The organism is Catenovulum adriaticum, assembly GCF_026725475.1.
Taxonomy (GTDB): Bacteria; Pseudomonadota; Gammaproteobacteria; order Enterobacterales; family Alteromonadaceae; genus Catenovulum; species Catenovulum adriaticum.
In genome coordinates, this window is the sequence record NZ_CP109965.1 from 2893557 (window position 1) to 2918557 (window position 25001).

Sequence of the window (25001 nt, forward strand, 5' to 3'; positions counted from 1 at the left end):
TTATCCAAGATAGCTTATCTTATACAAAGCATAAACTCAGTTTAGTTTCATATAACCAAAAATAAATAACAGGTCCGCATGCCAAATAGCTCAATATTAATGGATGTAGAAAAGGTATTTTTTGTATCTGAGCAATCCGCGCCGGCCGAAATACTTGAGCAAGTCACTCAAGCAACGGCTAACTGCAGCTTATTTGATATATCAGTACAAGATATTTTGTCTGGCAGCATTCAGCTCTCAACTCAAGATTATTGCATCTTATACCTGCCTGATTCTTTCAACTTTCAGGTCATTCCTCAATTAGCAAAAGCCGGCTGTATTATTGCTTTATTACCTCACCCAAATGCGCCACAAAGTGCAATTGGTTTTGGGATTGCATCTGACATGGCTGACGCAATTGAAGATTGCTTTAATCAAGAACAATACACAGTTGATATGCTCCGATGCAATAACGAATTGGTATTAAACTCAGTTGAGTTAGGTGATTTTGTTGGTTTAAAACCAGTTAGAATAAAAACGCCAAGCTTGCTTGCAAGTATAAAAAGTTTTGGTCGCCGCTGGCGTGAAGTTCGTCACCAAATTCCTTTTAAGCTCACTCTAACTACCCAAAAAGGCAAAACCATCACCACCGCAGCCACTGCGGTTTCGGTCGTTGCACATTCAAGCAATACTCGATTTGTCCAACATTTAATAGGTGAATCAAATATCAATGACGGTATGTTTCATGCTGTTTTTTTAGCCCCCAGAAGCATACGTCAGCTTTTTTTAGGTTTAATAAAAAATACCATCACAACGCCCACGCGTTTACCTGACTTTATTGGCCATGTCAGAACTGGCGGCATGGATTTAACAACCCATAAAGCCATCGTTTATAGTATTGATGGTCGAGAATTAACGGGTGATAAACTGCACTTTGAAACACAAGAAAAATCATTACAACTGGTGCCAGGACGCTACTTAACTATCGACAGAGCTGCCGCTCATGGTAAAGAAGTCTTCAGAACACAACATTTACCAACGGCCGATGCGGTCCCTGAGTTAATTAGCAAAACATTGCCTTGGAATATTCATGCTGGCACAGAAGAGTTTAAAGAGCTATATCAATCTCTACGTGAAAATGCGATTACCTCAAGCGCATTTTTAACCTTAATGGCACTCTCGACTATGCTGGCAACCCTTGGGTTATTTGCCAATTCGGCACCTGTGATTATTGGCGCTATGATCTTAGCCCCATTAATGGCCCCTATTGTTTCGTTAGCGATGAGTACTGTACGCCAAGATCAAAGTTTAATGACTCAATCCGGCAAAACCTTAATAAATGGCTTATTGCTTTCATTAGGCTGTGGTTCATTGCTTTCGTTAATGATTCCACTCGATACCCCGACAGCTGAAATGTCTGCTCGTATTTCGCCTAATTTATTAGATTTAGGCGTGGCGATTATTTCAGGCGTTGCAGCGGCTTACGCCAATAGCCGCTCTGAGGTTGCTAAAAGTCTAGCTGGTGTTGCTATTGCGGTTGCACTAGTTCCACCATTGGCCACTACAGGGATCGCAGTGGCGTGGATGGATTTAAACATGATCTGGGGGTCGTTTTTACTATTTTTAACTAACCTGTCTGGCATTGTATTAGCCGCTGCCATTACGTTTTCTTGGCTTGGGTTTTCACCCTTTAGGCGAGCGCAAAAAGGGTTATTAATTTCCGTCATTATTACCACTTTAATTTCTATTCCACTCGCGTTTAGCTTTGCGAATATGGTAAATAGCAATAGCTGGAACAGTCAGCTTCAATCTATTCAGTTTGATGACGCAAAATTGGGTAATATTGAAATTATTCATCAAACCCCGCTGTTAATTCGGTTTGACTTAATTGTTTCACAATATCCTGATGAAACAAAAATTGCGCTCATCAAACAGCAGCTTGAACAAAAGTTAAATCAGGCGGTTACCATAGAATTAACCGTGGTAATAAAACACTAATCATTGTAACTATAAAATGACACTTAAACTCAAATGCAAAATAACTGGCCAAAATTCAGTTAACTTTTTATAAAATTAAGCAATTTTTGCGCAGCAACTGGTTAATTTTACTGCTAGAATAAATTTGCAAGAGAAAAATCACCAGCTCATTTGGTGGTTTAGTTTTTAAATAAAGAAAGAGAAAACAATGTCAAATCAAGTTACAGGAACAGTGAAGTGGTTCAATGATGAAAAAGGTTTTGGATTTATTGAACAAGAAGGCGGTAAAGATGTATTTGTACATTTTAGTGCAATACAAGCAAACGGACGTAAAACCTTGCAAGACGGTCAACAAGTTACTATGACTGTTTCACAAGGCCAAAAAGGCCCGCAAGCAGACAGTGTCACCCCTGGTTAATTAATCCAGAAATAAAATACAGTCGGTTAGGTTTATAATAATGTTCTAACAGATTCATTATTAGCTTAAACGAATGCCGACTTTTATCTCTTATCTAATTTTTCTCTTTAATCTATTCTCAACAGCATACAAGTCGTCATTTTTCATTTAAACTCGTTTACAAGTTGCACTTAATATTGTCTCTTAGGAGTTTCCGTTGGAAAAAATTTTTGAAAATATACTCTATTCTGCCCGTTGGTTATTAGCGCCGCTCTATTTAGGTTTAAGCTTGGCTTTGATTGCACTAACGCTTAAATTTTTTCAAGAAATTATTCATATTTTCCCTGTCATATTTTCAACCAAAGAAACAGACTTAGTCTTAACTATTTTGTCCTTGATTGATTTATCTCTAGTGGGGGGCTTGTTGATCATGGTCATGCTATCTGGCTATGAAAACTTTGTCAGCCAAATAAACCTAGAAGCAGGTAAAGAAAAGCTGGGTTGGTTAGGTAAGGTAGACTCGGGCACACTTAAAACAAAAGTGGCGGCCTCTATCGTTGCTATTTCATCCATTCACTTATTAAAAGTTTTTATGAATTCCGAGCAACTCGATGGTGAAAAAATGATGTGGTATGTCATTACTCACCTAACCTTCGTTGTTTCAGCTTTTATTATGGGTTACCTAGATAAAATAAACCGCCATTAAACTTAAAAGTAAGCTAATTGCTTTAATTTTAATAATGCCGCGACACTAATAGCATCATGAATACGACCTTGCATTACGTATTCATACGCTTGTGAAAGCGGTATTTTTACCAATTGTAAATCTTCCGTTTCTTCGGGCTGCGCTTCACCCATTTGCAAATCTTTTGCGACATATACGATCGCTTGATCATCGGTTGACGAATTAGAAAGTGACATTTCTAAAAAGGGGATCAAAGTTTTTGCAGTTAAGCCGGATTCTTCTTTAAGCTCTCGTAGGGCACAATCTTCGGCTTTTTCGCCAATAGGACAGCCACCTTCAATAATTTCCCAGCTATAAGCATTTAACGGATAACGCCACTGCCCCACTAACCAAGTGTTGCCATCTTCATCAATAGGTACAATACCAACCGCTGAGTTTTGAAACTCTACCACACTATAAATTCCATCTGTGCCAGCAGGGGTTATCACTTTATCTTCACGAACTTTAATCCAGGGACTTTGGTAAACTTGTTCACTGTGTTTAACTTGCCATGGGTTACCTTTATCTTGCATATTGCCTCCATCAAGCTAATGATTATTATATTTGAGCGGTTTAAAAGTGCGACTTTCATCCGCTCTCAATTGTGCACCTTCAAAGTATGATATGTAAAATTAAAACCAGACTATCATAAATACTTGAATTGTATTGTGCCAAACTTCATAGTATTAACTTATAAATTGAAATGCGTGGAACAACCAATGAGCAAAGTATTAGCTGAATTAATAGATTTATTAACGCTTGAAAAAATTGAACAAGGTATTTATCGAGGTCAATCTCAAGATTTAGGTTTTGGTGCTGTTTTTGGTGGTCAAGTATTGGGGCAAGCATTATCAGCCGCGCAACAAAGTGCCCCTCCAGAAAGAGGGTTGCATTCATTTCATTCCTATTTTTTACGCTCAGGTGATGTTAAGCATCCTATCGTTTATAAAGTAGATGTTATTCGTGATGGCAAAAGTTTTTGTACACGTCGAGTAGAAGCTATTCAGCATGGTCAAACCATTTTTTATTTAACGGCTTCGTTTCAAAAAGCAGAGCAAGGCTTTGAACACCAAGCAAGTATGCCTAATGTGAAAGGTCCTGATGGGTTAATATCAGAGCTTGAATTAGCACGTCAATATCAGGAAAACATTCCCGCGCCTATCCGCGATAAATTTATTAGTGACAAACCACTCGAATTTAGACCAGTTGAACTGATAAACCCACTTAAACCTGAAAAAGGTGAAGCTCATCGTCATATTTGGCTTAAAGCCAATGGTCAAATTCCTTTGCATTCAAAAGCACATCAGTACCTATTAGCTTACGCATCCGATTTTAATTTTTTAGTTACCTCTCTTCAGCCTCATGGACGCTCATTTATCGACCCTAATATGCAAGTTGCAACGCTCGATCACTCTATGTGGTTTCACCGAGAGTTTAACTTAAATGACTGGTTGTTATTTGTAATAGATAGTCCATCTGCATCGGGGGCACGTGGCTTTGTTAGAGGACAATTTTTTAATCAGCAGGGCCACTTAGTAGCATCTTGTACGCAAGAAGGTGTTATCAGAGACAGAAGCTGACGCTCACACCGACCTAAAATTAAAATCGCAGGCGTCAAGCATACAAAAACAATGTTTTATGATTCGCGACTAAATAAAATCTAACCGCGGTTTTGAACAACAAGCCCTATAATTGTGGCTAAAATAAAATGTGGCTAAAGTAAAAATATCGGCATAGAAAAATTAGCCACTTTATTATTTTATTGGCAACTTATTGCTCTATACAAAACGCTTACGATTATTTGAAGTCGTATTGATAAAACAAACTATCTTAAATTAAAAATCACACTGGTTGCTATGCTTTTTCTGCCGCAATAACAGAAATTTCAACCAGCAAAGCGTCACGTGCCATAGCGGCCTGAACACAGGCTCTGGCTGGTGCGTCGCCTTGTGGAACCCAAGCATCCCAAACTTGATTCATTTGTGCAAAATCATTCATATCTTTTAAATAAATAGTGGCTGATAAAATGTGCGATTTATCACTGCCTGCCCGCTCAAGTAGAGCTTCAACCTTATCTAACATCGTTTGAGTTTGCTCTTTAATTCCGGCTGTTGCATCATTGCAAACTTGCCCACATAAATAAATTGTACCTTGATGTTTTACAATTCGGCTCATGCGAGCCCCCGTTTCAACTCTTTCAATCATTGTTTGCATCCCAGTTATCTAGTTGCCCTATTCTACCGAATAATTTACCAGATAACTTATGCATGAAATAAAAAATAACTAAACATAAAACGCTTCGTTATTTTTGTTGATGAGTAAAACACCCATCCCAATCGGCTTGCGTATTACCAGTAAGCGCTTGAATACGTTCAACATAAAGTGGGTATAATTTTTTATCTGGGTGTAATTTCGCCAGTTTACTAAACAGCATTTTAGCTTTTGGCCAATCTTGCAAAAAATATGCACTAAACGCTTGCTCGTGCAATTGAACATCAATTTGATTAGGCTGAGGTTGATATATATTAATCGCTTGCTGTTTGCCTTTAACTTTTACCTTATCAACCAATTGAAATAAATAACCTTTATTTAATCGGTAGGTATTTTCACTCACAAGCATATTAACACCATAAAATTTAGTAATGCTTTCTAAGCGGCTGGCTAAATTAACAGCATCCCCAATGACGGTATAGGCACGCCTGAATTCTGATCCCATATCACCCACATTCATTTCGCCAGAATTAATCCCAATACCAATTTCTATTTGTGGCCAGCCTTTTTTAGCGAAATTTTTATTTAGCTGCTGACACTTTTCCAGCATTTGTAAGGCTGCGGCTACAGCGTGCTCTGCATGTTTTTCATCGTCAACCGGTGCGCCCCAAAATGCCATCACCATATCGCCTACATATTTATCAATGGTGCCTTGATTGTCGAGAATGATTTTAGTAATGGGTGATAAATAATCATTTAGTAACTGTTTAACTTGATTCGCAGTGAGTTGCTCTGAAATTTGGGTAAAACCTCTAATGTCTGCAAATAAGACTGTCATATTTTTTCGCTCGCCATCAAAATTTACTGCATTTGGGTTTTCCAATATTTTATTTATATGAGCGGCCGGAACATACTGCTGAAAATAATTTTTAATTCTATTTTTTTGTCGGCTTTCAGCAATATAACCTGCAATAACATTTAAAATAGTAATAGATAAAACAATTAATAAGCTCGAAGTTAGCGGAAATACCAATTGCCAAATGATCCAAAAATACAAATTGATAATGACACAACCCAGTAAGCAAAATACACCAACCAAGGACATCATTACTGGCCCTAATTTATGCAACAAAAAGCTCAACATCAGCCCTAAAAACAGTAAAAACAACGCCATAATGGCATCACTGGTATCAAGCTCAGTTAGTAAAATTTCAGGATTAAGTAATCCATAAGCAACACTTGCATGAATTTCAACGCCTGGATAATTCATACCAACAGGGGTTTCTTTTAAATCAGCTAACCCAACTGCTGAGGTACCAACAAATGCAATTGCGCCTGCCAGCTCACTTTTCATGACTCTTTTTTCAATAATATCCGTTGCCGATATATACTTAAAATAGCCTTGTCCTGCTTGATAAGGCACCCAAATTCGCCCATATAAATCAGTAGCTATAGACTGCTGGTTAAGCTCAATCCCTGTAATATGAGAACGCTTTTCAGAAAATTCAGTGCGTACTTTAATTTCAGGTTCAAAAGAATATGCGCGCACCGCCTCCAAGGCAAGCGAGGGATAAAGCGTTTGTTGGTGTCTTAGTAATAAAGCGGCACGACGGATCGAACCATCATCGTCAGGAGTTGAGTTAATAAACCCTTGATAAAACGGTGTGTTTTTTGAATGTTGAGTTAACGAACTAAAAGTGGAGCGTATATAAGCTTTATTCATGACAGTGGTTTGATTTGCGTTCATGTCGCTTGTTAACGTGACCGCACTCACCACAGTTTCAGATTTAGAGCCTGTGGAATCGTCTAGCAACATAGCTAAAACCGTATCACCTTTAGTTAACGCCTTGGCAAAATTAGCATCTGCGTCAAAAGGGTTAATCAGTGGTTTAAGCTGCTTTTGTAACTCAGCATCACTTGGGTATTGGGATAAAATTTGCTGAACTGGGTTATTTTCTGGCTCGCTAAACATAATATCAAAAGCTACCACCGCGACCTGAGATTCAAATAAGTTTTCTAATAAAGTCGCCATTTTATTGCGGCTCCAAGGAAACCTTCCCTGCTCCGCAATCGATTTTTCATCAATATCAATAATAATAATTTTATCTTGTGATAATTCGGATGAGGAGGTATTTTGAGATGGTAATTCTGAACTGTTTGAGGTTTGATTTAATTGAGGTTTAACAATTTTTTGCACTAAATTAAAGCGCACATCGTATAAAATGCCCTCAACTTTATTCAGAGCCACCCGAGATGTTGAATGATTAGGAGATAACTGCCACGCCACTGTCAGAAAAGTGATTATTAATCCAAAAAAAACAGTTAGACGTGTAAACCTCATTTTATAACTCTATACTCATCCCTTCGGCTGCAGCAAAAATATCAATATCTAAATCATTGGCTGACAAGTATTGCTCAATTTCAATGATTTGGCGATCTATTTGTTGATCAGTACGGCTAAAATCATGGCTAAACAAAGCGCATTTTTTCACGCTAGCCTGACAGGCTAGCCGAACCGTTTGTTCAATAACGCTATGTCCCCAACCATGCTTATGTGGCATATCACTCGTTTGGTATTGAGCGTCATGAATTAATAAATCAACTGAATCTAAAAACTCAAACCATTGCTGATAGCTAGTTGCTGCCGGATAAGGCGGCTCAAGTTCGTTATCTGTAATATAAGCAAGTCTTTTACCATTGTCTTCAATTAAGTAAGCACTGCCCCCGCCAGGGTGATTAATTTGAATTCGCTTTATCAGGGCACTGCCGATTTGCCACTGTCGCTTTTTATTTAATTGGGTAAATTGGATATCTGCTTTGAGTTGCTGGTAACCAATCGGAAACCAAGTTTCAGACATTTGTTCAAGAATCGCTATGTCTTGCTGCGGTTCTGTTAACCCTGCGGTAATATAAAGCGTTCTCTGAGCTTGGTAAGCTGGCGGGAAAAATGGAAAGCCTTGAATATGATCCCAGTGGTTATGTGTTAATAACAAATGAATTGGCGTATCTTTGTGGAGTAATTGCTCACCCAATTTAACAATACCAGTGCCCGCATCTAAAATTAAGTCGGTTCCATCAGATAACGCGACATGAACACAAGCCGTATTTCCCCCATATTTAATAAACTCTGCGCCAACAGCGGGTAAAGAACCTCTAACCCCATAAAATGTAATCTGCATTGTTTAACCTACGTAACTTGTTATCGTTATTATTATTTTAACCAGAGATTGATAAAAATTCAGTTTAGCCCCTTATAGTTGCCAACATTTTCACAAAAGACTGTTTTGTTTGATAAATGAATATGAGCCACTAAAATTCGTTCACACTTTAAAAGCACAGCGACAAACTATTAAGGTGTAAATTCAAATGCGCCACCTGCCGCAACACTAGGAAACGCTCGGCCATACAAATCAAATTGGTGTTGATAGTCATCATTTTGATGATTTTTTTGATTTAAATTCGCCGCTAAATCTAATTCGGCACGATTAATAGCTTGCCCGAATTTGTTATGCCACTGGCCAGCTTCGTCTTTAAACGATAAAAAACCATCCACAACATATTGGTCAAGATTAATTGTAAGCTTATCTTGGTTAGCTGGTTGCGAGTTTTGGTCTGCGCCAAGCTCATTTTGGTTAGTCATTAATTTGGGTTTAGCTGGATCGATAGTTTTGATGCTGACTAGGTTTTTAGAGCGCGTTACCGTGTCCAGTTTAACGGCTGGTGTTTGGTTATTTGCAATAGAATGACCATTTTTAAAAACAGCCGGAGCTTCTAACAAACCTGTTACTTTACCGCTGCTCTGTTCAATTTTTGCAAAATTAAAATGCTCACCTTCACCAAATGAGGAAACTTGCTGCGTTTTACTAGAGGTGAAATCAATAGCGCCGTCCCACACTGCTAAAAATAACTCGCTGCCGACCATTTCCACTTCGTAGTGTGTGCCTCTTACCCCAATACTGCCTACGGGAGTGTTGAGTTGATAATTTCCATTATAACTTTTGATTTTACCGCTAATGGTTCTCAAACCACCTGATAACAAGTTCATTACCGCTGAACCTGTCTTGCTTTTTTCATCATATTGGTAACTAGAAATTTCTAGTTGTGTGTTCTCTTGAAGTGCTAAAATCCCGCCATCAATCATTTTAAATTGCGCTTGGCTGTTGGGTGCTGTCGTGACTCTATCCACTTTATAAACCGGTGAACGACGAGACAATTGACGAACATTTTTTTGGTCGCTCGCTTTGACTTCACCACTTGCAATAATCGTTTTGCCCGCTAAAACTTCAGCAACACTGTGACTTGAAACAACCAAACTTAATGTGAGCAAACAGCATTTTAAATACGGGTTTAAGTTACTATAATTAATTTTTTTCATATACCTGCTCATTAAAATTGATAGCTGATTAAACTAGTGATCAAATTTCGGTCAAAATCATAAATTGCATGATTACTGCTTCTATTCATTATTTTAATACTATTTTGCCATAGCCATTTATCAGCAAGCGGATAATCCAATTCAAATTTAATTGAATTAAGATGATCGCTTCGTTTATTTGGGTAACGCGACAATACAGGAATTTGTCCTAATAGTGTCTCATTTAAATAAGGGTGATCGGCAGCTTGATGTTGAACCTGCACTCGTAATTGACCCCAATTTTCAATCATACTGGTTAATGTTAATCCAAAGGTATTTAAGTCTCGCTCAAATTGCTTAGATGCTGAATTAAAATTATCCACCTCTTCAATAGCATGTGCGGCATAAGCGGTCAAATTATGTTCGTCAAAACGATAACTATAACTCAGTTTTAAGCTACGAGTGTTTAAATTTAAATCAGAATTATCGTCGTTACTCGTTGCTGAAAAATTAGTCGACAATGCTAACTTTTGCTTACTATCAAGTTGCCAACTTAACTTAGCAAGTAATGCTGTTAAGTCTTGATAACCTGAGCCGCCTAACCAAAATTTCTGATAAAATAAATTAGCCCGAGCGCTTAAAGTTTGCCAAGAATGAGCATAGCCCACCGATAAATCTAATTGTGTCGTTTCTAAATGGTCTAAGCCTGAATACAAAGTCTTATTCACAGACCCGCTAGCCAATACAGCACCTGACTTAATAACGGGTTTACGATATAAAATTTTAGCTGCTAATAATTGTTGGTAAGCTGATTGTTTAGGTAACGTAAAATCCACTAGACCTAATTTTTGAAGCGGTAATGGAAAAATAATTTCACTTAACCCTGCACCAACATTGGAGTCATAACCCACGCCCACACTCACTTTCGCAAGAGTGCTCGATTTATTTTTTGATTGGCTGTGTTTAATTTGGGCTAAATAATTCTGACTGTTTTGTTTAATTAGCGCATTATCCGATTGCTTTTTAAGTATCGTAAATTCTTGTTCAGCTGCAACTAAGTTATTCACTTTGTAATAAACTAATGCAAGCGCATAACGAGCAGGCGCATCTTGTGGACGAACCAATAACGTTCGTTCAAATGCGAAAATCGCTTCTTGATAAAAACCTGCATGATAAGCCGATAAACCATACAAATAGTCAAAGTCAGGTTCACCTGCCAACAAGTCGAATAAGCTATCCGCCAAACGATACGCAGCTTGATAATTTTGTTGGTCAACCAGTTCAATTAAACGCTGACGGTCGTCCTGTGCATACGATGAAACTGGTACAGCTGCTATCCCCACACATAAAAAAGAGGCTGAAATCAGCCGGGGCTTAAGAAATCCAATCATAAACTGTCCTGATAAACTGAGTGACTCACTCAATATAAGGTTACATATCCAAATCATTTGGACATTATGGCTGCTATTTTATCGGCAATCTGACCGATAAAACAGACATTTTAATGAATATATTCCATACTCTATAAATCAGTCTGGTCAGCCTAACAGGAAAGCAGTGAATAAAATAAAATTAATCATTTTCGCTATTTTAATAAGCATCACCAGCCAATTAGTTAGCGCTAAACAAATTCAATTTTCTAGACAGCAAAACCAATTTAACTACCAATGGCTGGATCATAATAAAACGCAACAATCGCTCAGCTTTAGCGTTAAAAAGCCAGCATTATTTAATTTATTAGGCAACTTTAAAGCATATCGTCCCGCATTAGCTCAGCAGTATTTATTCATTCAACTACAACGACAGCTGCCGGATTTAAACTCACGCCATGCTCAGTTGCGTTTATATCGTCAGGGCAAAGATGTCGCGATAAAAATAAAAAGTACAAGCCCCGCTCACCAAGCTCAAATAATGGAAAACCTCAATCAATTAAAGGCGAGCTTGTTAAAGGCGTATTTACAAAAACATTATTACATGGAGTTCACTAACAGCTCTGCGACCACTATGATAAAACCGGATCACATTCGCATTGCCCAAACCGCTCAGCCTTTATTTACTGAATTAAACAAGAAAGCCGAAGTTCAGCTAAAAAAAATGAATATAAAACAGTTCATTAATTTTTATTTAGGTTGGTTGCAAAGCATTCCGTATTCCACGTTAGAAGACAGAGTCACATCGCAAGGGGCCGGATTCAATCCCCCCAATCGTTTATTGCTTGAAAATCAAGGCGATTGCGATAGTAAATCAACGTTATTTATTAGTTTGATGCGCAATTTTTTTGCCCGGCTCGAAATGGTTATGGTTTATTTACCTAACCATGCATTAGTAGGCCTAAAAATGCCTTATCAAGCAAAAGATGAGTTTATTAATATTGATGGGATTAATTATGTATTAGCCGAACCGACCGGCCCGGCTTTAATGAAATTAGGCCAAATTTCAGATAGTTCAAAGCGACATATTCAAGCAAATAGGTTTACTGTAGAAACGATGCCGATTAACTAACATGCATTTATTTTAAAGCTCAAGTCCGGTTATTTAACCAGCCAAGGTTGCGAAAACCAATAAAAACGGCCACTGCCATCTGCAATTGGCAAGGTGCAATTATATCTCGTTCGGCCTTTATTTAAACTTTGCTGCGCCGTTATTTTACTGACTTGATCTTTATGCAATATATCAGCGTTTGGCTGAGAGCTAACATAACAAGCTAATTGATTACGGTTATTAATTTTTGTCAGCCAATGTAAATCAACACTTGGCGGATTAGACTGGCTAGCCAACAACGGACTTGGTAATTTTTTATAATCAATAGGCAAAGCTTTACTGTTAAGTTTAACGGCCAGCGTTTTTAAATTGGTATAATTGCCTGATGCCGGAAAACGAGGCAGTGCGGTAAAATCTGAATAAGACGCGATCACCCCGCTTTGCTGTCCAAAACCAATTAAATTATTATCACTTAACCAATCTGTTAGCCAAGTATCATACTCACCATACGGAAAGGCGACCAATTTAGGTGAGCTACCAAGCTGTTTAGTGATCGCTTTTTCAGTCGACAAAATGGATGATTTAATTTGCTCTTGCCATTGATTCGCCGTCATATCATCAGGCTGTCTGACCCAATAATCGTGCTGCCAACCATGGTTTGCTATAGTCATTTTTTTATTCTGCCAGGTTTTTAGCTGCTGCCATGATAAATAATGCGACCTATGTTTTTTTAAGAGCCCAGGATTAACAAAAATAGTGGCTGGCCAACCTCTTTTTTCAAGTTCTGGCAGGGCAACATCCAATAAGTTTAAATAACCATCATCAAATGTAATAGCCACAGATTTATCGGCTAACGTTTCGCCTGCTTTTATTTTTTGCAACGCACTAGGTAAATCTACTATGTTAAATTGGTTATCCGCTAAATAATTTAAGTGCTCAATAAATTCGTCAGGTTTTATGCTTGTTACTGCTGGGGTATCATCTGCCACATGATGATACTGTAATACCACCAAATTAGAATTTAGCTCGGTTTTTTCCTCTGCGAGCGCTATTCTGTTAAAATTAACCAATCCAAATAATGCCAATGCGCTGTAACTGATTAATGTTTTTAAACGTTTTAAATTTTTCATCTATTCAACTCCGTGCCATTTTGGCGATTGCCATTCCAATGATAGTATCGAATGTTACCACACCTTTATTAGGACTGGTGGATACTGCAGTACTTGGGCACTTGCCTCAGCCCCATTTATTGGCAGGCGTCACAATTTCAAGCATGTTGATTACTGCCGCCGTATGGATTTTTGGCTTTTTACGAATGTCAGTGACTGGCTTAACCGCTCAGGCAAGTGTTAAATCAGATGGTGGCATACAAACCAATATCATTCTAAAACAAACATTAACTATTGCTGGCTTAGCCGCCATTTTAATCTTACTACTGCAAAGCCCGTATTTACAATTGGGGTTGTGGTACGCCAACACTGAATCACTTACTCAACTGAGTGCCCGCGATTATTTTGAGATTCGAATTTGGGCTATTCCAGCCAGTTTAGCCAACTTAGTGCTGATTGGCTGGTTACTTGCTCAGCATAAAGCTAAGCAAATTATGTGGGTGCAAATTTTAATTAATCTCACCAATTTGGTATTAGATTTAATTTTAGTTTACCAGTTTAACTTGGGGGTAAAAGGTGTCGCTTGGGCAAGTTTTATTGCAGAGTATCTAGGCTTTATTTGTTTGTTATTAATTGCGCGCCCACTCATCTTGCCTAATCGCTTAATCCAGTGGCAACAGAGTTTTAGCTGGCAGCAATTAAAACCTTTTATGCTGGTTAATCGAGATATTTTATTACGCACGCTGATATTGCAATCTGCACTGCTGTTTATCACTTTTCAAGGTGCTAGATTGGGCGTGAATATTGTTGCCAGCAACGCAGTTTTAATGAATTTTATGATGCTGATTTCATTGGGGTTAGATGGTATTGCTTATGCAGCCGAAGTTTTAGTTGGTAAACATTATGGTGCAAAAAAAGCCAAATTATTAAAACAAACACTAAACGCCTGTGCTTTTTTTACAGCTGTTTTTGCTATTTTTTACAGTTTATTATTTATTATTTTTGGTCAAAAAATAATAAACTTAATGACAGACATAACGCCAATTCGAGAAATCGCAAGCGACTATTTAATATATATAATGGTGCTGCCGGTTACTGCAGCTGCATGTTTTTTACTCGACGGAGTGTTTATTGGTTTGGCGGCCAGTAAGACGATGCGAAACAGCATGCTGGTGTCTGTTTGTGCGGTGTTTTTTCCAGTTTGGTTTATTTGCGATATGGTTTTAAGTGGCATACAAGCTCAGTGGGCGAATCATGCATTATGGATTGCATTAAACACGATGATGATCGCACGAGGCATCACTCTTTATCGGAAAATACCTGCTTATATTGCTCGCGCTGAATCCTCAAACGTAACCAGCGATTAGCAAAAATGCCAATATAACCAAATACAGCGTAGGAAAAACTCAGTAAAACAAACACTAACGCAAGATAAAACCAAAAAGGTGCAAAGTACAAGCTTAGCCAAACACCGCCCGAACTAATCCAAAAAGCCAGTACCCCAATAGTAAAAATGCGCCAGCTTTTAGCTGGCGCATTGCCTAATCGTTCTAATAACGAAATGGGTTCACTCATCATTAATAATTTATTATTAGTCGCTTATCATTAGTAATAAGAGTGAGAGCCAGCCTGATGTTCTGTTACATCTTTAACGCCGGTTAGCTCACCTTCAAATTGCTCAATAAGCTGTTTTTCAATGCCTTCTTTTAATGTGACATCAACCATTGAACAACCATTACAGCCGCCACCAAATTCTAATATAGCAACACCGTCATCAGTTAATTCAATTAAGCTTACTTTACCGCCGTGGTTGGCAAGCTGCGGGTTAATTGTGCTCACTAATACATATTCAATACGCTCGCGTAACGAGGCATCTTCAGACACCTTACGCATTTTTGCATTAGGCGCTTTTAACGTTAACTGCGATCCCATTTGATCTGTGACAAAATCAATTGAAGCATCTTCTAAATAAGGCTCGCTATCACGATCGACAACGGCATTAAAATCTTCAAATTTCATCACAATGTCACTTTCTTCAATCGCATCAGCAGGACAATATGACACGCCACATTCAGCGTTGGGCGTACCTGGATTAACCACAAAGATACGAATTTGAGTGCCATCATCTTGTTTTTCTAACAAGTTGGCAAAGTGCAATTGTGCTGTTTCAGAAATCGCAACTAGGTTTTGAGTTTCGCTCATATAAAGTACCTGACTAAATTACTCGGAATTACGATATGATACTCCGATCTGACTCAACAAAAAAGGTGGTATTAAAAATTTACTCGCTCATATTGCTCAATGTGTTGCTGTAATCACTTATTTAAACTGCCATCCGGTTGTTGTCTTAAACATTTAAAATCTGCTTAATTTTAATAATAGATAAAGCACTTCTAGAAGATCAAGCCTATGATATAATCTGATAGTCGCTTGTACTTGTGGAGTTGTCTGTTTAATGCGCTGCTTTGTTTTATTTTTTATTCTGTTTATTTCAAGCTTTAATTCTGCCGCATCGGCAGAGCCTATAATCTCACCTGAATCATATTTTGGGACAGCTTTGGGCGAAAAGCATTTGCGCTACGGACAAATTGAAAATTATTTAACCTACCTAGCTCAACAAAGTAATAACCTTACTCGAGCGAAATATGGCCAGTCTCATCAAGGTAGAGCCCTAAAGCTTAGTATTATTTCGTCTGCAGAAAACTTAGCTAATTTAGATAAGTTAAGAATCCGCCATGAACAGCTAAATAATCCCTACGCGAGCAAGTTAGATACTGAAAACATGCCCGTATTTATTTGGCTAAGCTTTTCGTCACATGGTAATGAACCCAGTGGCAGTCACGCTGCAATAAAACTCATTCATAAATTATTAACTGACCAAAGCCCGCAAGTACAACAGTGGCTAAAACACAGTATCATTTTATTAGATACCATTGCCAATCCGGATGGATTTGACAACTTTGCACATTGGGCCAACAAAAACTACAGTCAATACCCAAGTGATGATCGGCAAAATCAGGCCAATTTAGAGCCTTGGCCAAGCGCCCGAGGCAATCATTATCATTTTGACCTAAACCGTGATTGGCTACCATTAACCCAAATAGAGTCACAAGCCAGAATTGAGCAGTATCATAAATGGAAACCTAATTTACTGGCTGATTTTCATGAAATGCAATCTGATCACAGTTATTTTTTTCAGCCCGGTGTGCCCAGCCGAGTTAACCCGCTAACGCCTAAAGAAAACATTCAGCTAACTAAAGCATTAACCGACTACACGGCGAGCAGTTTTGATAAGCAGGGTAAACTCTATTTTAGCGAAGAAAGATTTGATGATTTTTATATTGGAAAAGGCTCTACCTACCCGGACATTCAAGGTGGGCTAGGCATTTTATTAGAACAAGCAGGGAGTTTAGGCCAAGTAATAGAAACCCAATTTGGCCAACTTACCTTTGCCAAAACAATAGACAATCAGTTTACTGGCGCCATTTCAATGCTCAGAGCGGCTAACGCTAAACGGGTTGAGCTATTAAACTATCAACAAAACTTTTTTAAACAATCCATTGAACTAGCAAAACAAGATGATTTATCTGGTTTTATAGTGACAGCGCCCGCTGGCGATGAACAACAAAAACTGTATCGCTTTTTAAATTTGTTGCAACAACACAAAATAAACGCATTTAAACTCACAGATGATTTAAGCCTAAACAAAGTTACTTACAGTAAAGAAACCAGTTATTGGATTCCACTGGCACAAGCGCAATACCGATTAATAAAAAGTTTATTTAGTGAACAAACACAATTTGAAGACCATGTATTTTATGATGTCACTAATTGGAACTTGGCTTTGGCTCAAGGCATTCAATATCAACCAATAGAAAAGCGTTTATTTGGAATTAAAGCAGATTCAAAGCCTTGGCAAAAAAATACGCACACCATCGCTGAAAAAAATGCATTAAATCCAGCTGCAACTGCTTGGATATTTAATTGGCAAGCACCAAATGCACCGGCTTTATTAACAGCCTTGTTAGCAAAAAAAGTGATTGTTAGAGTAGCAGAAAAACCAATAACAGCAGTAACCCAAACGGGTAATAAAACTTTTTCGGCTGGTAGTTTATTAGTCATCCGTAGTGAAAATAAGCAAACCGATTTAGAACAGCTGGCACAACTAGCCAACCAATATTTAGTCAGTTACGATAATTTATTAACCACTCATACCCCTAACGGCCCCGATTTAGGGAGTGCGTTTCAAGTAAAATTAAGTTTGCCCAATGCCGCCATTTTAATTGGTGACCAAGTGTCGGCTTTTGAAGTGGGGCAAATTTGGCATCATTTTGATACACAGTTAAATTTACCACTTAACCAATTGAGCATCGCTCGTTTAAAGCAAATCAATTTAGAAAAATATAGCCACTTAATAATGCCTAGCGGTGATTATCAAACTTTGCCCAAGAGTTGGGTGAATAAGCTCACCAATTGGATAAAACAGGGCGGAACCTTAATCACGTTAAAACGAGCCAGTTTATGGGCAAGCCAAAAAGGGTTCATTAGCAATGAGTTTTTAACACAGCGAGATCTAGAATTAGCCTTCAAAGAATCTCATTATGATTACCAAGATCAAGAAGCTTATTTAGCAGAACGCATGCTAACCGGTAGTGTATTTAAATTAAACCTAGATACCAGCCACCCATTAGCTTTGGGCTATGAGCAAAAAGACTTATCTATTTTTAAAAATGATAGAGTTATGCTCTTGCAATCTGGCTCGCCTTTTCATGATGTTGCTCGCTATGTCAATGATCCGCTCGTTGCTGGTTATGCCAGTAAAGCTAATCAAAAATCATTGGCTAATACTGTCGCATTAACTGCTTATAAGTTAGGTAAAGGCCAGATCATTGCATTTGCCGATGATCCACTTTACCGAGGTTATTGGTTCGCTAGCGCCCCTTTATTTAACAACAGCATTTATTTTTCGCATTTAATTAATTTCACCCACTAATCTAAGCGAGCCCAGCAAACACAGGCTGCTGACACTTGTGCAGCCCCTGCATTTAATAAAATTTGCGAAAAAGCTTGCAGCGTGGCCCCCGTTGTAACTACATCATCGACAATCAAAATACGTCGTCCTGTTATAGTTGAAACATTTTTTACGACAAAGGCCTGACTTAAATTATAAGCTCTTTGTTTGGCATTTAATTTAGCTTGTTGACGTGTATAGCGAACTCGCTTGGTTGAATTTAAGACAGGCAACTGAGTTAATCGCTGCAATAGATTAGCCAGCCAATGAGCCTGATTAAAGCCTCGCATATAATACCGCCACCAATGCAAAGGCACTGGTGCTAAATAATCATAAGCAGAAAAATCAACATTTTGGCTTAAAATAAGCTTTTTCAAACACGCTTTAGCCACCGGGTTTGCTTGATATTTAACTTGCGGGATTAAAAAATCAAATGGTGCTTGGTATTCATCAAAACAATACAATTGATTTATATTAGAGAGTTTTAACATACGCTGAGCATCCGGCCTAAATAATATATCCTCCCAAGCTAAATGGGTAGGCGAGCTTAATACTTGGCTTAAACAATGTTCACAAATTGTATCTGCTCTATCAATTAAGCTATCGCATAAATAACAGCGGATAAACGCAAGTGAAGGCTTATGTGATAATATCTTCATTTTTCATCCTTGAATTTATATAGACTACCAAAATATGACAAAACCACACTTATATCTAATTCATGGTTGGGGCATGAATAAAGCGATCTGGCAACCTATTACTTATTCGCTTACTGAATATTTTGAAATTCATTTATTAGATTTACCCGGCTATGGCGATGCCCATGCAAGCTACCCAGCAAATTATAGTTTAACCAACATTAGCCAACAGCTTGCGGAACAAATTGAGGTGCCCGGCCTCATCTTAGGCTGGTCATTGGGTGGCTTAGTCGCTCAGCAAATTGCCATCAGCAATCCTGAAAAACTCACCTACTTAATCAGTCTAGCTTCAACCCCTTGTTTTCAAGCTCACACTAAGTGGCCAGGTATTCGACCTGAGATACTACAAACCTTTCAGCAACAATTAGCCAATGATTATCAAAAAACAATAGAACGATTTTTGGCTATTCAAGCCATGGGCAGCACCACAGCTAAACAAGATATAAAATTAATAAAGCAGCTATTAATGCAGCATACCAGCCCCTGTAAAAATGTGTTGACAGCCGGGTTAAGTATTTTAGAACAAGCTGATTTACGTTTAAATATAGCTGACATAAAAACACCCTGTACCAGACTATACGGAAAATTAGACAGCTTAGTACCAGCCAAAGCGATAGCGCCTATTCAACAGCTACATCCACAAAGCCAATATTACGTATTCGAAAAAGCGTCTCATGCTCCTTTTATTTCGCATCCTGATGAGTTTAGTCAAGTTATCTTGTCACTATTGCACAAAATTTAAATTAAAAGCGAAGTAAAAAAACCAGCAACAAACACAGAGACTTTCATTTTTCGCTTTTTTGGTTAATAATTAGCCTTGTTATATTCGCTTAGAATCCAGAAAAGATTCAGCGGTAAAGAGGTTAACAGGAGATTTATTTTGGATATTCAGTCTGCATACAATTCCGGTTTGTACGGCTTAGCACAAGCTGAACAAGGCATAAATAAAAATGCCCAAGATATTGCCAATAATTCTTTGCGCCAATCCAACAATGAAGAATTGAATGCCCAAGCTAATAATGCAGAACAAAATGCAGCCAATGCAGAGCAAGCACAAACAGAATTGAATCATCAGTCACAGCAAAGCCAAACCGAGTTAACTGACAATTTGGTTGATTTAAACGTAAACCAATTACAGGCAGATGCGAATATAAAAACCTTGCAAACAGCCAACGAAGTGATTGGCAGCATCATTGATATTAAAGTTTAACCCAACACTACAATAGCAAATTAAGGCTTATTTACGGTAATGAACATAGTCACTCAGTTTCCTGTTAATTTGAATCTGAACTTAGCAAACCCTCACACTGAAGAGGCACGCAAAGAGGCTTTGTCACGCCAAGCTATTAGCGAAGCGGCTGAAAATGAGCAATCTCCGTCCCAGTCGGGTACTGGAGCTGACCAAGAAAAAAACCTAAAACGTGGTTTACAACAAAGTTTAACGTATGATTTTTCCCGTCAGGAGTTAAATAAACAAGCTGCAGCTAATTATGATGTCACCAATCCAAATTCTGAGTTAAACGATGCTTCAGCGCAGCAAGATGCCACTCAAGATCAGGAAAACAGAGGTCAATCTTTTACCCAACAAAATGCTGAACCGAGCGATAAAATCACGCCTGAACAGCAACAAGAAGATCAAGAACTTGACGATCTTAAGCAAAGAGATCAAGAAGTTAGAATTCATGAACAAGCACATGCCAATACTGGCGGACAGTATGCCGGTAGCCCACAATATGAATTTGAGCGTGGCCCGGATGGGAAAAATTATGCAGTAGAAGGCGAAGTAAAGATTGATGTATCACCCGTTAGTGGTGATCCACAAGCAACAATTGAAAAAATGGATCAGGTTAAACGGGCAGCATTAGCGCCTGCTGAACCTTCTAGCGCAGATCGAAAAGTAGCAAACGAAGCCGCTCAAACCGCGCAAGAAGCTAGAGCTGAACTCATTCAGGCTCAATCCAATAATGAAACTGTTGACCCTGAACAAAATATAAATGCTGCGCCAAGCACTGTAAACACAGTTCCTTTTGCTGAGCCTGATATTCAAACTCAAACAACCCCGTCGGTTGCTGATGTATTTCAAAATACTCAAACCGAGCAAGCGTCCATCCCCAAGTTCGAACCTAAACAAACCTTAGCCCAAAACTCAGATCAAGCTTCGCTTAACATTGAACAAAGAGATCAAAATATAAATGCCAGAGCCTTAAAAATTGAGCGTTTTTATCAACAAAGCAGTGCCCCAAGTGAGCTTAGTTTTACCCGATACGCTTAAAATAAAGGCGAGATACTACCCATTATATCATTATAAATATTGCTGGTACCCGGAGCTATAATTTAATACAAGGTTTATGTGGTAATAAACTTGTGCCTTTGCTTTATTGAGCCCGCTTAGGAGTTTATTGACAGGTTGGAAAAAAAGTGCGGAACCGCACTTTTTTAAATACAGCGTTTACTACCTAAACAAACTAAACCACTCATTTAATTTGCTTAGGCGAAATAAACCATCAGCGTTAAGCTATGCCATAAGCTTGGCGGTAAGCTTCTACTTTTTCGAGCTCTTGTGTTTTATCACCAGCTTGTTGTAAATATTCAATTAAGTCAGTTAAACTAATAATTGAAATAACTTGGGTTTGAAAATCACGTTCAACTTCTTGAATGGCAGATAGCTCAGCTTTGCCTTTTTCTTGTCGATCAAGCGCAATTAAAACACCTGATAAGTTAGCACCTTGAGCTTGAATAATTTCCATCGATTCGCGAATTGCTGTACCAGCGGTAATCACATCGTCAACCAACATTACGTCACCGGTTAATTCCGAGCCAACCAATTGACCGCCTTCACCATGATCTTTTTTCTCCTTACGATTAAAGCAGTAAGGTACATCTTGATCATATTTATCGGCTAAAGCAACAGCTGTAGCGGTCGCAATTGGAATCCCTTTATAGGCAGGGCCAAATAGCAAATCATATTTAACCGCAGCATCTTGCAGTGCAGCAGCGTAAAATTGGCCTAATTTGGCTAAATCACCACCGGTTTTAAATAAACCGGCATTAAAAAAATAAGGGCTGATTCGGCCCGATTTTAGTGTGAATTCGCCAAACTTTAATACACCGCGAGATAACGCAAATTCAATAAATTCTCGTTGATATTTTTGCATTAAATTATCCTTACCAACTTAAGCTAAAGCTGCTTTTTGAATATCAGTAATCTCACGCACCGCATGACGAGCATACTCAAGCATTTCGTTCATTTCTTCAAAGCTAAAAGGTTCACCTTCAGCTGTACCTTGAACTTCGATTAATTTGCCGGTTTCTGTCATCACTACGTTCATATCGGTTTCTGCGTCTGAGTCTTCTAAATACTCTAAGTCAGCAATCACTTCACCTTTATAAACGCCCACAGAGATAGCGGCAATCATATGTTTAAGTGGATTTGTTTTTAATGAGCCTTTTTTACGTAAAAAGGTTAATGCATCAACTAATGCCACACAAGCACCTGTAATAGAAGCTGTACGAGTACCCCCATCAGCTTGAATAACATCACAGTCAATTGTAATGGTATGTTCACCTAGCGCTTTTAAGTCAACCGCGGCTCTAAGTGCTCGGCCAATTAAGCGCTGAATTTCTAATGTTCTGCCACCTTGTTTGCCACGTGCGGCTTCACGATCACAACGCGTGTGAGTTGAACGAGGTAACATACCATATTCAGCCGTGATCCACCCCTCTCCTTTGCCTTTCATAAAACGAGGCACACCATCGCTGGCGCTAGCGGTACAAATTACTTTGGTTTCACCAAATTCAACTAATACTGAACCTTCTGCATGAGCTGTAAAGTTACGAGTAATTGAAATAGGACGGATTTGACTAGCTGTTCGACCACTTGGACGCATGAAATTCTCCTGTTAGCATTTTATCTGGGTATTATACCCAAGTCGCTTTAATATGCGAGCTACAAGCTATATCTCTTGCCAGAATCAAAAGTCTTGCGGTGTATTTAAATCCAAGTTATGAATTGTTCCAGGCTTTAGCTGCCTGTTCGTCTGAATCTTTTGCATCGACCCAATGTTCTCCCTGCATTGTTTGCTCTTTTTTCCAAAAAGGCGCGCGTGTTTTAAGTTGATCCATAATAAATTGAGCGGCTTCAAACGCAGCATCTCTATGGGGGCTCGTCACCCCAACAAAAACAATTTGCTCTGATAGGTTAAGTTCGCCAACTCGGTGCACAATAGCAACTCGGTTAACTGGCCATCGAGTTTTAGCTTGTTGCTCTAAGCGCGTTAGCACTTTGTCTGTCATTGCCGGGTAGTGTTCAAGAGTTAAGCTTTTTATTTGACTGTTTTGGTTAAAATCTCTCACCAAACCAACAAAAAACACCACGGCACCGTCTGTTTGATTATTATCGCTCAGCAAAGCATATTCTTCGGCAATATTAAAATCTTGGGTTTGAACTTTAATCATGATAATTGAAATCTATTCATTGTGTTATGGGTCTTAATATCTAAGTATACTGCAAAGCGATAAGTTAACCTCAACTCGGTTTAATAAATAGGTAGAAATATGTTTAATATGAATTTCAGTAAACGCTGTGTCATAAATACGGCCGAGCAGCACTGGCAACCTAGCCCTGCCAACGGGGTTTGGCGTAAACCACTCGCTCGTGAACAAGCAGAGCAAGGTCATGCCACCAGCATAGTAAAATATGAAGCAGGCACCAGCTTTAAACCACATAAGCACCCTAAAGGCGAAGAAATTTTTGTACTTGAAGGCGTTTTTAGTGATGAAAATGGCAATTACCCTGCTGGCACTTATTTACGCAACCCTCAAGGTTCCAGCCATGCGCCATTTAGTAAAGAAGGCTGCATCATTTTTGTTAAATTATGCCAGTTTCATCCAGAAGATAAACAGCAGGTAGTCATTAATACCAGCTTGCAAAACTGGCAGCCAGGCCAAGGTCAGCTACAAGTTATGCCTTTACACAGCTATGCAACCGAACACACGGCTTTGGTTAAATGGCCAGCGGGTGAAAAATTTAAACCACACACACATTTTGGTGGTGAAGAAATTTTAGTACTAAGCGGTACGTTTTGTGATGAATATGCCCACTACCCTGCCGGTAGTTGGATTCGAAGCCCTCATTTATCAAGCCATCGCCCATTCGTTGAGCAAGATACAATCATTTGGGTTAAAACGGGACATTTAATAACTTAAAGTGACGATAAGCTCGATCTGCTATCCGTATCGCAAAGTCGTCTAAAAACGGGTATTTAGCTTGTTGAAGTAAATAAAGTGCAAAAATGTTCACATCCTTAGGTCTTTTCAGTATTAACCACTTTACTTACATTTATAAGGCGTTAACATGCCAGCTAATTTTAGCGTATTAAATTTTATTTTTTCACGTTTTCTCAAATACGCATTTTTTCATTTTGCCTGCTAAGGAATATTTTATGAAACACTTAAAAAAATCATTAACCGCAGCCTTAACTGCATTAGCTTTACCGGCGTCAGCTAACTTTTTAACTGCGGACTTAAGCAATGATGCCTTTAAAATTGAAATTGGCTCAGATAGATTAGTGCAAGATGTTCAGCTTTCAGCAGCCGCCACCGGAACCGATGATGATGTGAGTGTATTTTCATTTACAGGCATGATGGCGGGCCCTATTCAAGGTCAACCAAATTTAACAGCCGGATTAGGTGGCCGCTTATATCTATCTGATATTTATGATGAAAATGTGCAAGGTTTTGCACTAGGTGGACAAGCAATTTATCGTTTACCACAAAACCCAGCCGTTTCATTTCAAGGCCAATTCTTTTATACCCCTGATATATTAATGAGTGATGATTTTGATTATCAAACAGACTTATCGCTGCGTGCTAATTATCAATTATTACCAAATGGTAGCGTTTATGTCGGTTACCGACATTTAAAAGCAAATACTGAAAATGGCCCTAACTTCACATTAGATAAAGGTATTAACATAGGTTTTGAGTTTAAGTTTTAATAAATAATTACAAAATCAAGCAAACTTACAGTAAAAGCAATCACGTTATGTGATTGCTTTTTTT

General features: G+C 38.5%; 25 protein-coding genes. 12 read left to right on the forward strand and 13 right to left on the reverse strand.

The genetic code is table 11. From position 1 onward, the window contains the following. Positions 1-78: 78 nt before the first annotated feature. From OLW01_RS12750 to OLW01_RS12760, 3 genes are all read left to right on the forward strand, one after another. A complete protein-coding gene (locus OLW01_RS12750; protein WP_268074297.1) occupies positions 79-1977 on the forward strand; it encodes a TIGR00341 family protein in 1899 nt (632 codons plus the stop codon). 187 nt (positions 1978-2164) lie between these two features. Continuing rightward, a complete protein-coding gene (locus OLW01_RS12755; RefSeq protein ID WP_268074298.1) occupies positions 2165-2374 on the forward strand; it encodes a cold-shock protein in 210 nt (69 codons plus the stop codon). Between the two features lie 196 nt (positions 2375-2570). Beyond that, a complete protein-coding gene (locus OLW01_RS12760) occupies positions 2571-3059 on the forward strand; it encodes a TIGR00645 family protein (RefSeq protein WP_268074299.1) in 489 nt (162 codons plus the stop codon). Between the two features lie 2 nt (positions 3060-3061). Here OLW01_RS12760 and OLW01_RS12765 read toward each other — a convergent pair whose 3' ends face one another. Beyond that, on the reverse strand, positions 3062-3610 hold the full coding sequence (locus OLW01_RS12765) for an NUDIX domain-containing protein (RefSeq protein WP_268074300.1): 549 nt from the start codon (positions 3608-3610) through the stop codon (positions 3062-3064). A gap of 186 nt (positions 3611-3796) precedes the next feature. On the opposite strand from OLW01_RS12765, the gene tesB reads away from it, so the two are divergent. Further along, the gene (tesB, locus tag OLW01_RS12770; protein ID WP_268074301.1) at positions 3797-4657 is read left to right on the forward strand and encodes an acyl-CoA thioesterase II; all 861 of its coding nucleotides are present in this window, start codon (positions 3797-3799) and stop codon (positions 4655-4657) included. Between the two features lie 274 nt (positions 4658-4931). On the opposite strand, the gene OLW01_RS12775 is transcribed toward tesB, so the two are convergent. The 5 genes from OLW01_RS12775 to OLW01_RS12795 all read right to left on the reverse strand — a co-directional run bounded on the left by OLW01_RS12775 (position 4932) and on the right by OLW01_RS12795 (position 11033). Beyond that, positions 4932-5282, reverse strand: a complete 351-nt coding sequence (locus tag OLW01_RS12775; protein ID WP_268076233.1) for a RidA family protein — start codon at positions 5280-5282, stop codon at positions 4932-4934. A gap of 97 nt (positions 5283-5379) precedes the next feature. Further along, a complete protein-coding gene (locus tag OLW01_RS12780; RefSeq protein WP_268074302.1) occupies positions 5380-7629 on the reverse strand; it encodes an adenylate/guanylate cyclase domain-containing protein in 2250 nt (749 codons plus the stop codon). Position 7630: 1 nt separating this feature from the next. Then, a complete protein-coding gene (locus tag OLW01_RS12785) occupies positions 7631-8467 on the reverse strand; it encodes an MBL fold metallo-hydrolase (RefSeq protein WP_268074303.1) in 837 nt (278 codons plus the stop codon). 170 nt (positions 8468-8637) lie between these two features. After that, complete coding sequence (locus OLW01_RS12790; RefSeq protein ID WP_268074304.1) at positions 8638-9663, reverse strand: FecR family protein; 1026 nt, start codon at positions 9661-9663, stop codon at positions 8638-8640. A gap of 11 nt (positions 9664-9674) precedes the next feature. Beyond that, positions 9675-11033, reverse strand: coding sequence for a hypothetical protein (locus OLW01_RS12795; RefSeq protein ID WP_268074305.1), 1359 nt, complete (start codon positions 11031-11033; stop codon positions 9675-9677). A 166-nt stretch (positions 11034-11199) separates the two neighbouring features. Between OLW01_RS12795 and OLW01_RS12800 the strand changes: the two genes are divergently transcribed. Further along, positions 11200-12144 (forward strand): hypothetical protein, encoded by a 945-nt coding sequence (locus OLW01_RS12800; protein WP_268074306.1) that lies wholly within the window; start codon positions 11200-11202, stop codon positions 12142-12144. Positions 12145-12173: 29 nt separating this feature from the next. Here OLW01_RS12800 and OLW01_RS12805 read toward each other — a convergent pair whose 3' ends face one another. Beyond that, complete coding sequence (locus OLW01_RS12805) at positions 12174-13253, reverse strand: polysaccharide deacetylase family protein (protein ID WP_268074307.1); 1080 nt, start codon at positions 13251-13253, stop codon at positions 12174-12176. Here OLW01_RS12805 and OLW01_RS12810 point away from each other — a divergent pair. After that, positions 13226-14599, forward strand: coding sequence for an MATE family efflux transporter (locus OLW01_RS12810; protein ID WP_268074308.1), 1374 nt, complete (start codon positions 13226-13228; stop codon positions 14597-14599). The genes OLW01_RS12805 and OLW01_RS12810 overlap by 28 nt on opposite strands. On the opposite strand, the gene OLW01_RS12815 is transcribed toward OLW01_RS12810, so the two are convergent. Beyond that, complete coding sequence (locus OLW01_RS12815) at positions 14532-14810, reverse strand: hypothetical protein (RefSeq protein WP_268074309.1); 279 nt, start codon at positions 14808-14810, stop codon at positions 14532-14534. The genes OLW01_RS12810 and OLW01_RS12815 overlap by 68 nt on opposite strands. A gap of 27 nt (positions 14811-14837) precedes the next feature. Continuing rightward, complete coding sequence (gene nfuA, locus OLW01_RS12820) at positions 14838-15434, reverse strand: Fe-S biogenesis protein NfuA (RefSeq protein WP_268074310.1); 597 nt, start codon at positions 15432-15434, stop codon at positions 14838-14840. Positions 15435-15687: 253 nt separating this feature from the next. Here nfuA and OLW01_RS12825 point away from each other — a divergent pair, with 253 nt between their 5' ends. Further along, the gene (locus OLW01_RS12825; RefSeq protein ID WP_268074311.1) at positions 15688-18225 is read left to right on the forward strand and encodes a M14 family zinc carboxypeptidase; all 2538 of its coding nucleotides are present in this window, start codon (positions 15688-15690) and stop codon (positions 18223-18225) included. On the opposite strand, the gene OLW01_RS12830 is transcribed toward OLW01_RS12825, so the two are convergent. Further along, positions 18222-18902, reverse strand: coding sequence for a ComF family protein (locus OLW01_RS12830; protein ID WP_268074312.1), 681 nt, complete (start codon positions 18900-18902; stop codon positions 18222-18224). The two genes, OLW01_RS12825 and OLW01_RS12830, sit on opposite strands and share 4 nt — an antisense overlap. Positions 18903-18936: 34 nt before the next feature. On the opposite strand from OLW01_RS12830, the gene bioH reads away from it, so the two are divergent. The 3 genes from bioH (at position 18937) to OLW01_RS12845 (ending at position 21213) form a co-directional block, all read left to right on the forward strand. Further along, positions 18937-19683 (forward strand): pimeloyl-ACP methyl ester esterase BioH, encoded by a 747-nt coding sequence (gene bioH, locus OLW01_RS12835; protein ID WP_268074313.1) that lies wholly within the window; start codon positions 18937-18939, stop codon positions 19681-19683. 138 nt (positions 19684-19821) lie between these two features. Next, the gene (locus OLW01_RS12840; RefSeq protein ID WP_268074314.1) at positions 19822-20151 is read left to right on the forward strand and encodes a hypothetical protein; all 330 of its coding nucleotides are present in this window, start codon (positions 19822-19824) and stop codon (positions 20149-20151) included. A gap of 39 nt (positions 20152-20190) precedes the next feature. Next, the gene (locus tag OLW01_RS12845) at positions 20191-21213 is read left to right on the forward strand and encodes a putative metalloprotease CJM1_0395 family protein (RefSeq protein WP_268074315.1); all 1023 of its coding nucleotides are present in this window, start codon (positions 20191-20193) and stop codon (positions 21211-21213) included. 238 nt (positions 21214-21451) lie between these two features. Here OLW01_RS12845 and pyrE read toward each other — a convergent pair whose 3' ends face one another. The 3 genes from pyrE to moaE form a co-directional block, all read right to left on the reverse strand. Further along, positions 21452-22096: an orotate phosphoribosyltransferase gene (gene pyrE, locus OLW01_RS12850; RefSeq protein ID WP_268074316.1), complete on the reverse strand. Its 645-nt coding sequence runs from the start codon at positions 22094-22096 to the stop codon at positions 21452-21454. Positions 22097-22114: 18 nt separating this feature from the next. Beyond that, the gene (gene rph, locus OLW01_RS12855) at positions 22115-22828 is read right to left on the reverse strand and encodes a ribonuclease PH (protein WP_268074317.1); all 714 of its coding nucleotides are present in this window, start codon (positions 22826-22828) and stop codon (positions 22115-22117) included. Between the two features lie 115 nt (positions 22829-22943). Then, positions 22944-23396: a molybdopterin synthase catalytic subunit MoaE gene (gene moaE / locus OLW01_RS12860; protein WP_268074318.1), complete on the reverse strand. Its 453-nt coding sequence runs from the start codon at positions 23394-23396 to the stop codon at positions 22944-22946. 99 nt (positions 23397-23495) lie between these two features. Between moaE and OLW01_RS12865 the strand changes: the two genes are divergently transcribed. Next, positions 23496-24146, forward strand: coding sequence for a cupin domain-containing protein (locus OLW01_RS12865; RefSeq protein ID WP_268074319.1), 651 nt, complete (start codon positions 23496-23498; stop codon positions 24144-24146). A gap of 236 nt (positions 24147-24382) precedes the next feature. Then, a complete protein-coding gene (locus tag OLW01_RS12870) occupies positions 24383-24937 on the forward strand; it encodes a YfaZ family outer membrane protein (protein WP_268074320.1) in 555 nt (184 codons plus the stop codon). The last annotated feature ends 64 nt before the right edge of the window (positions 24938-25001 follow it).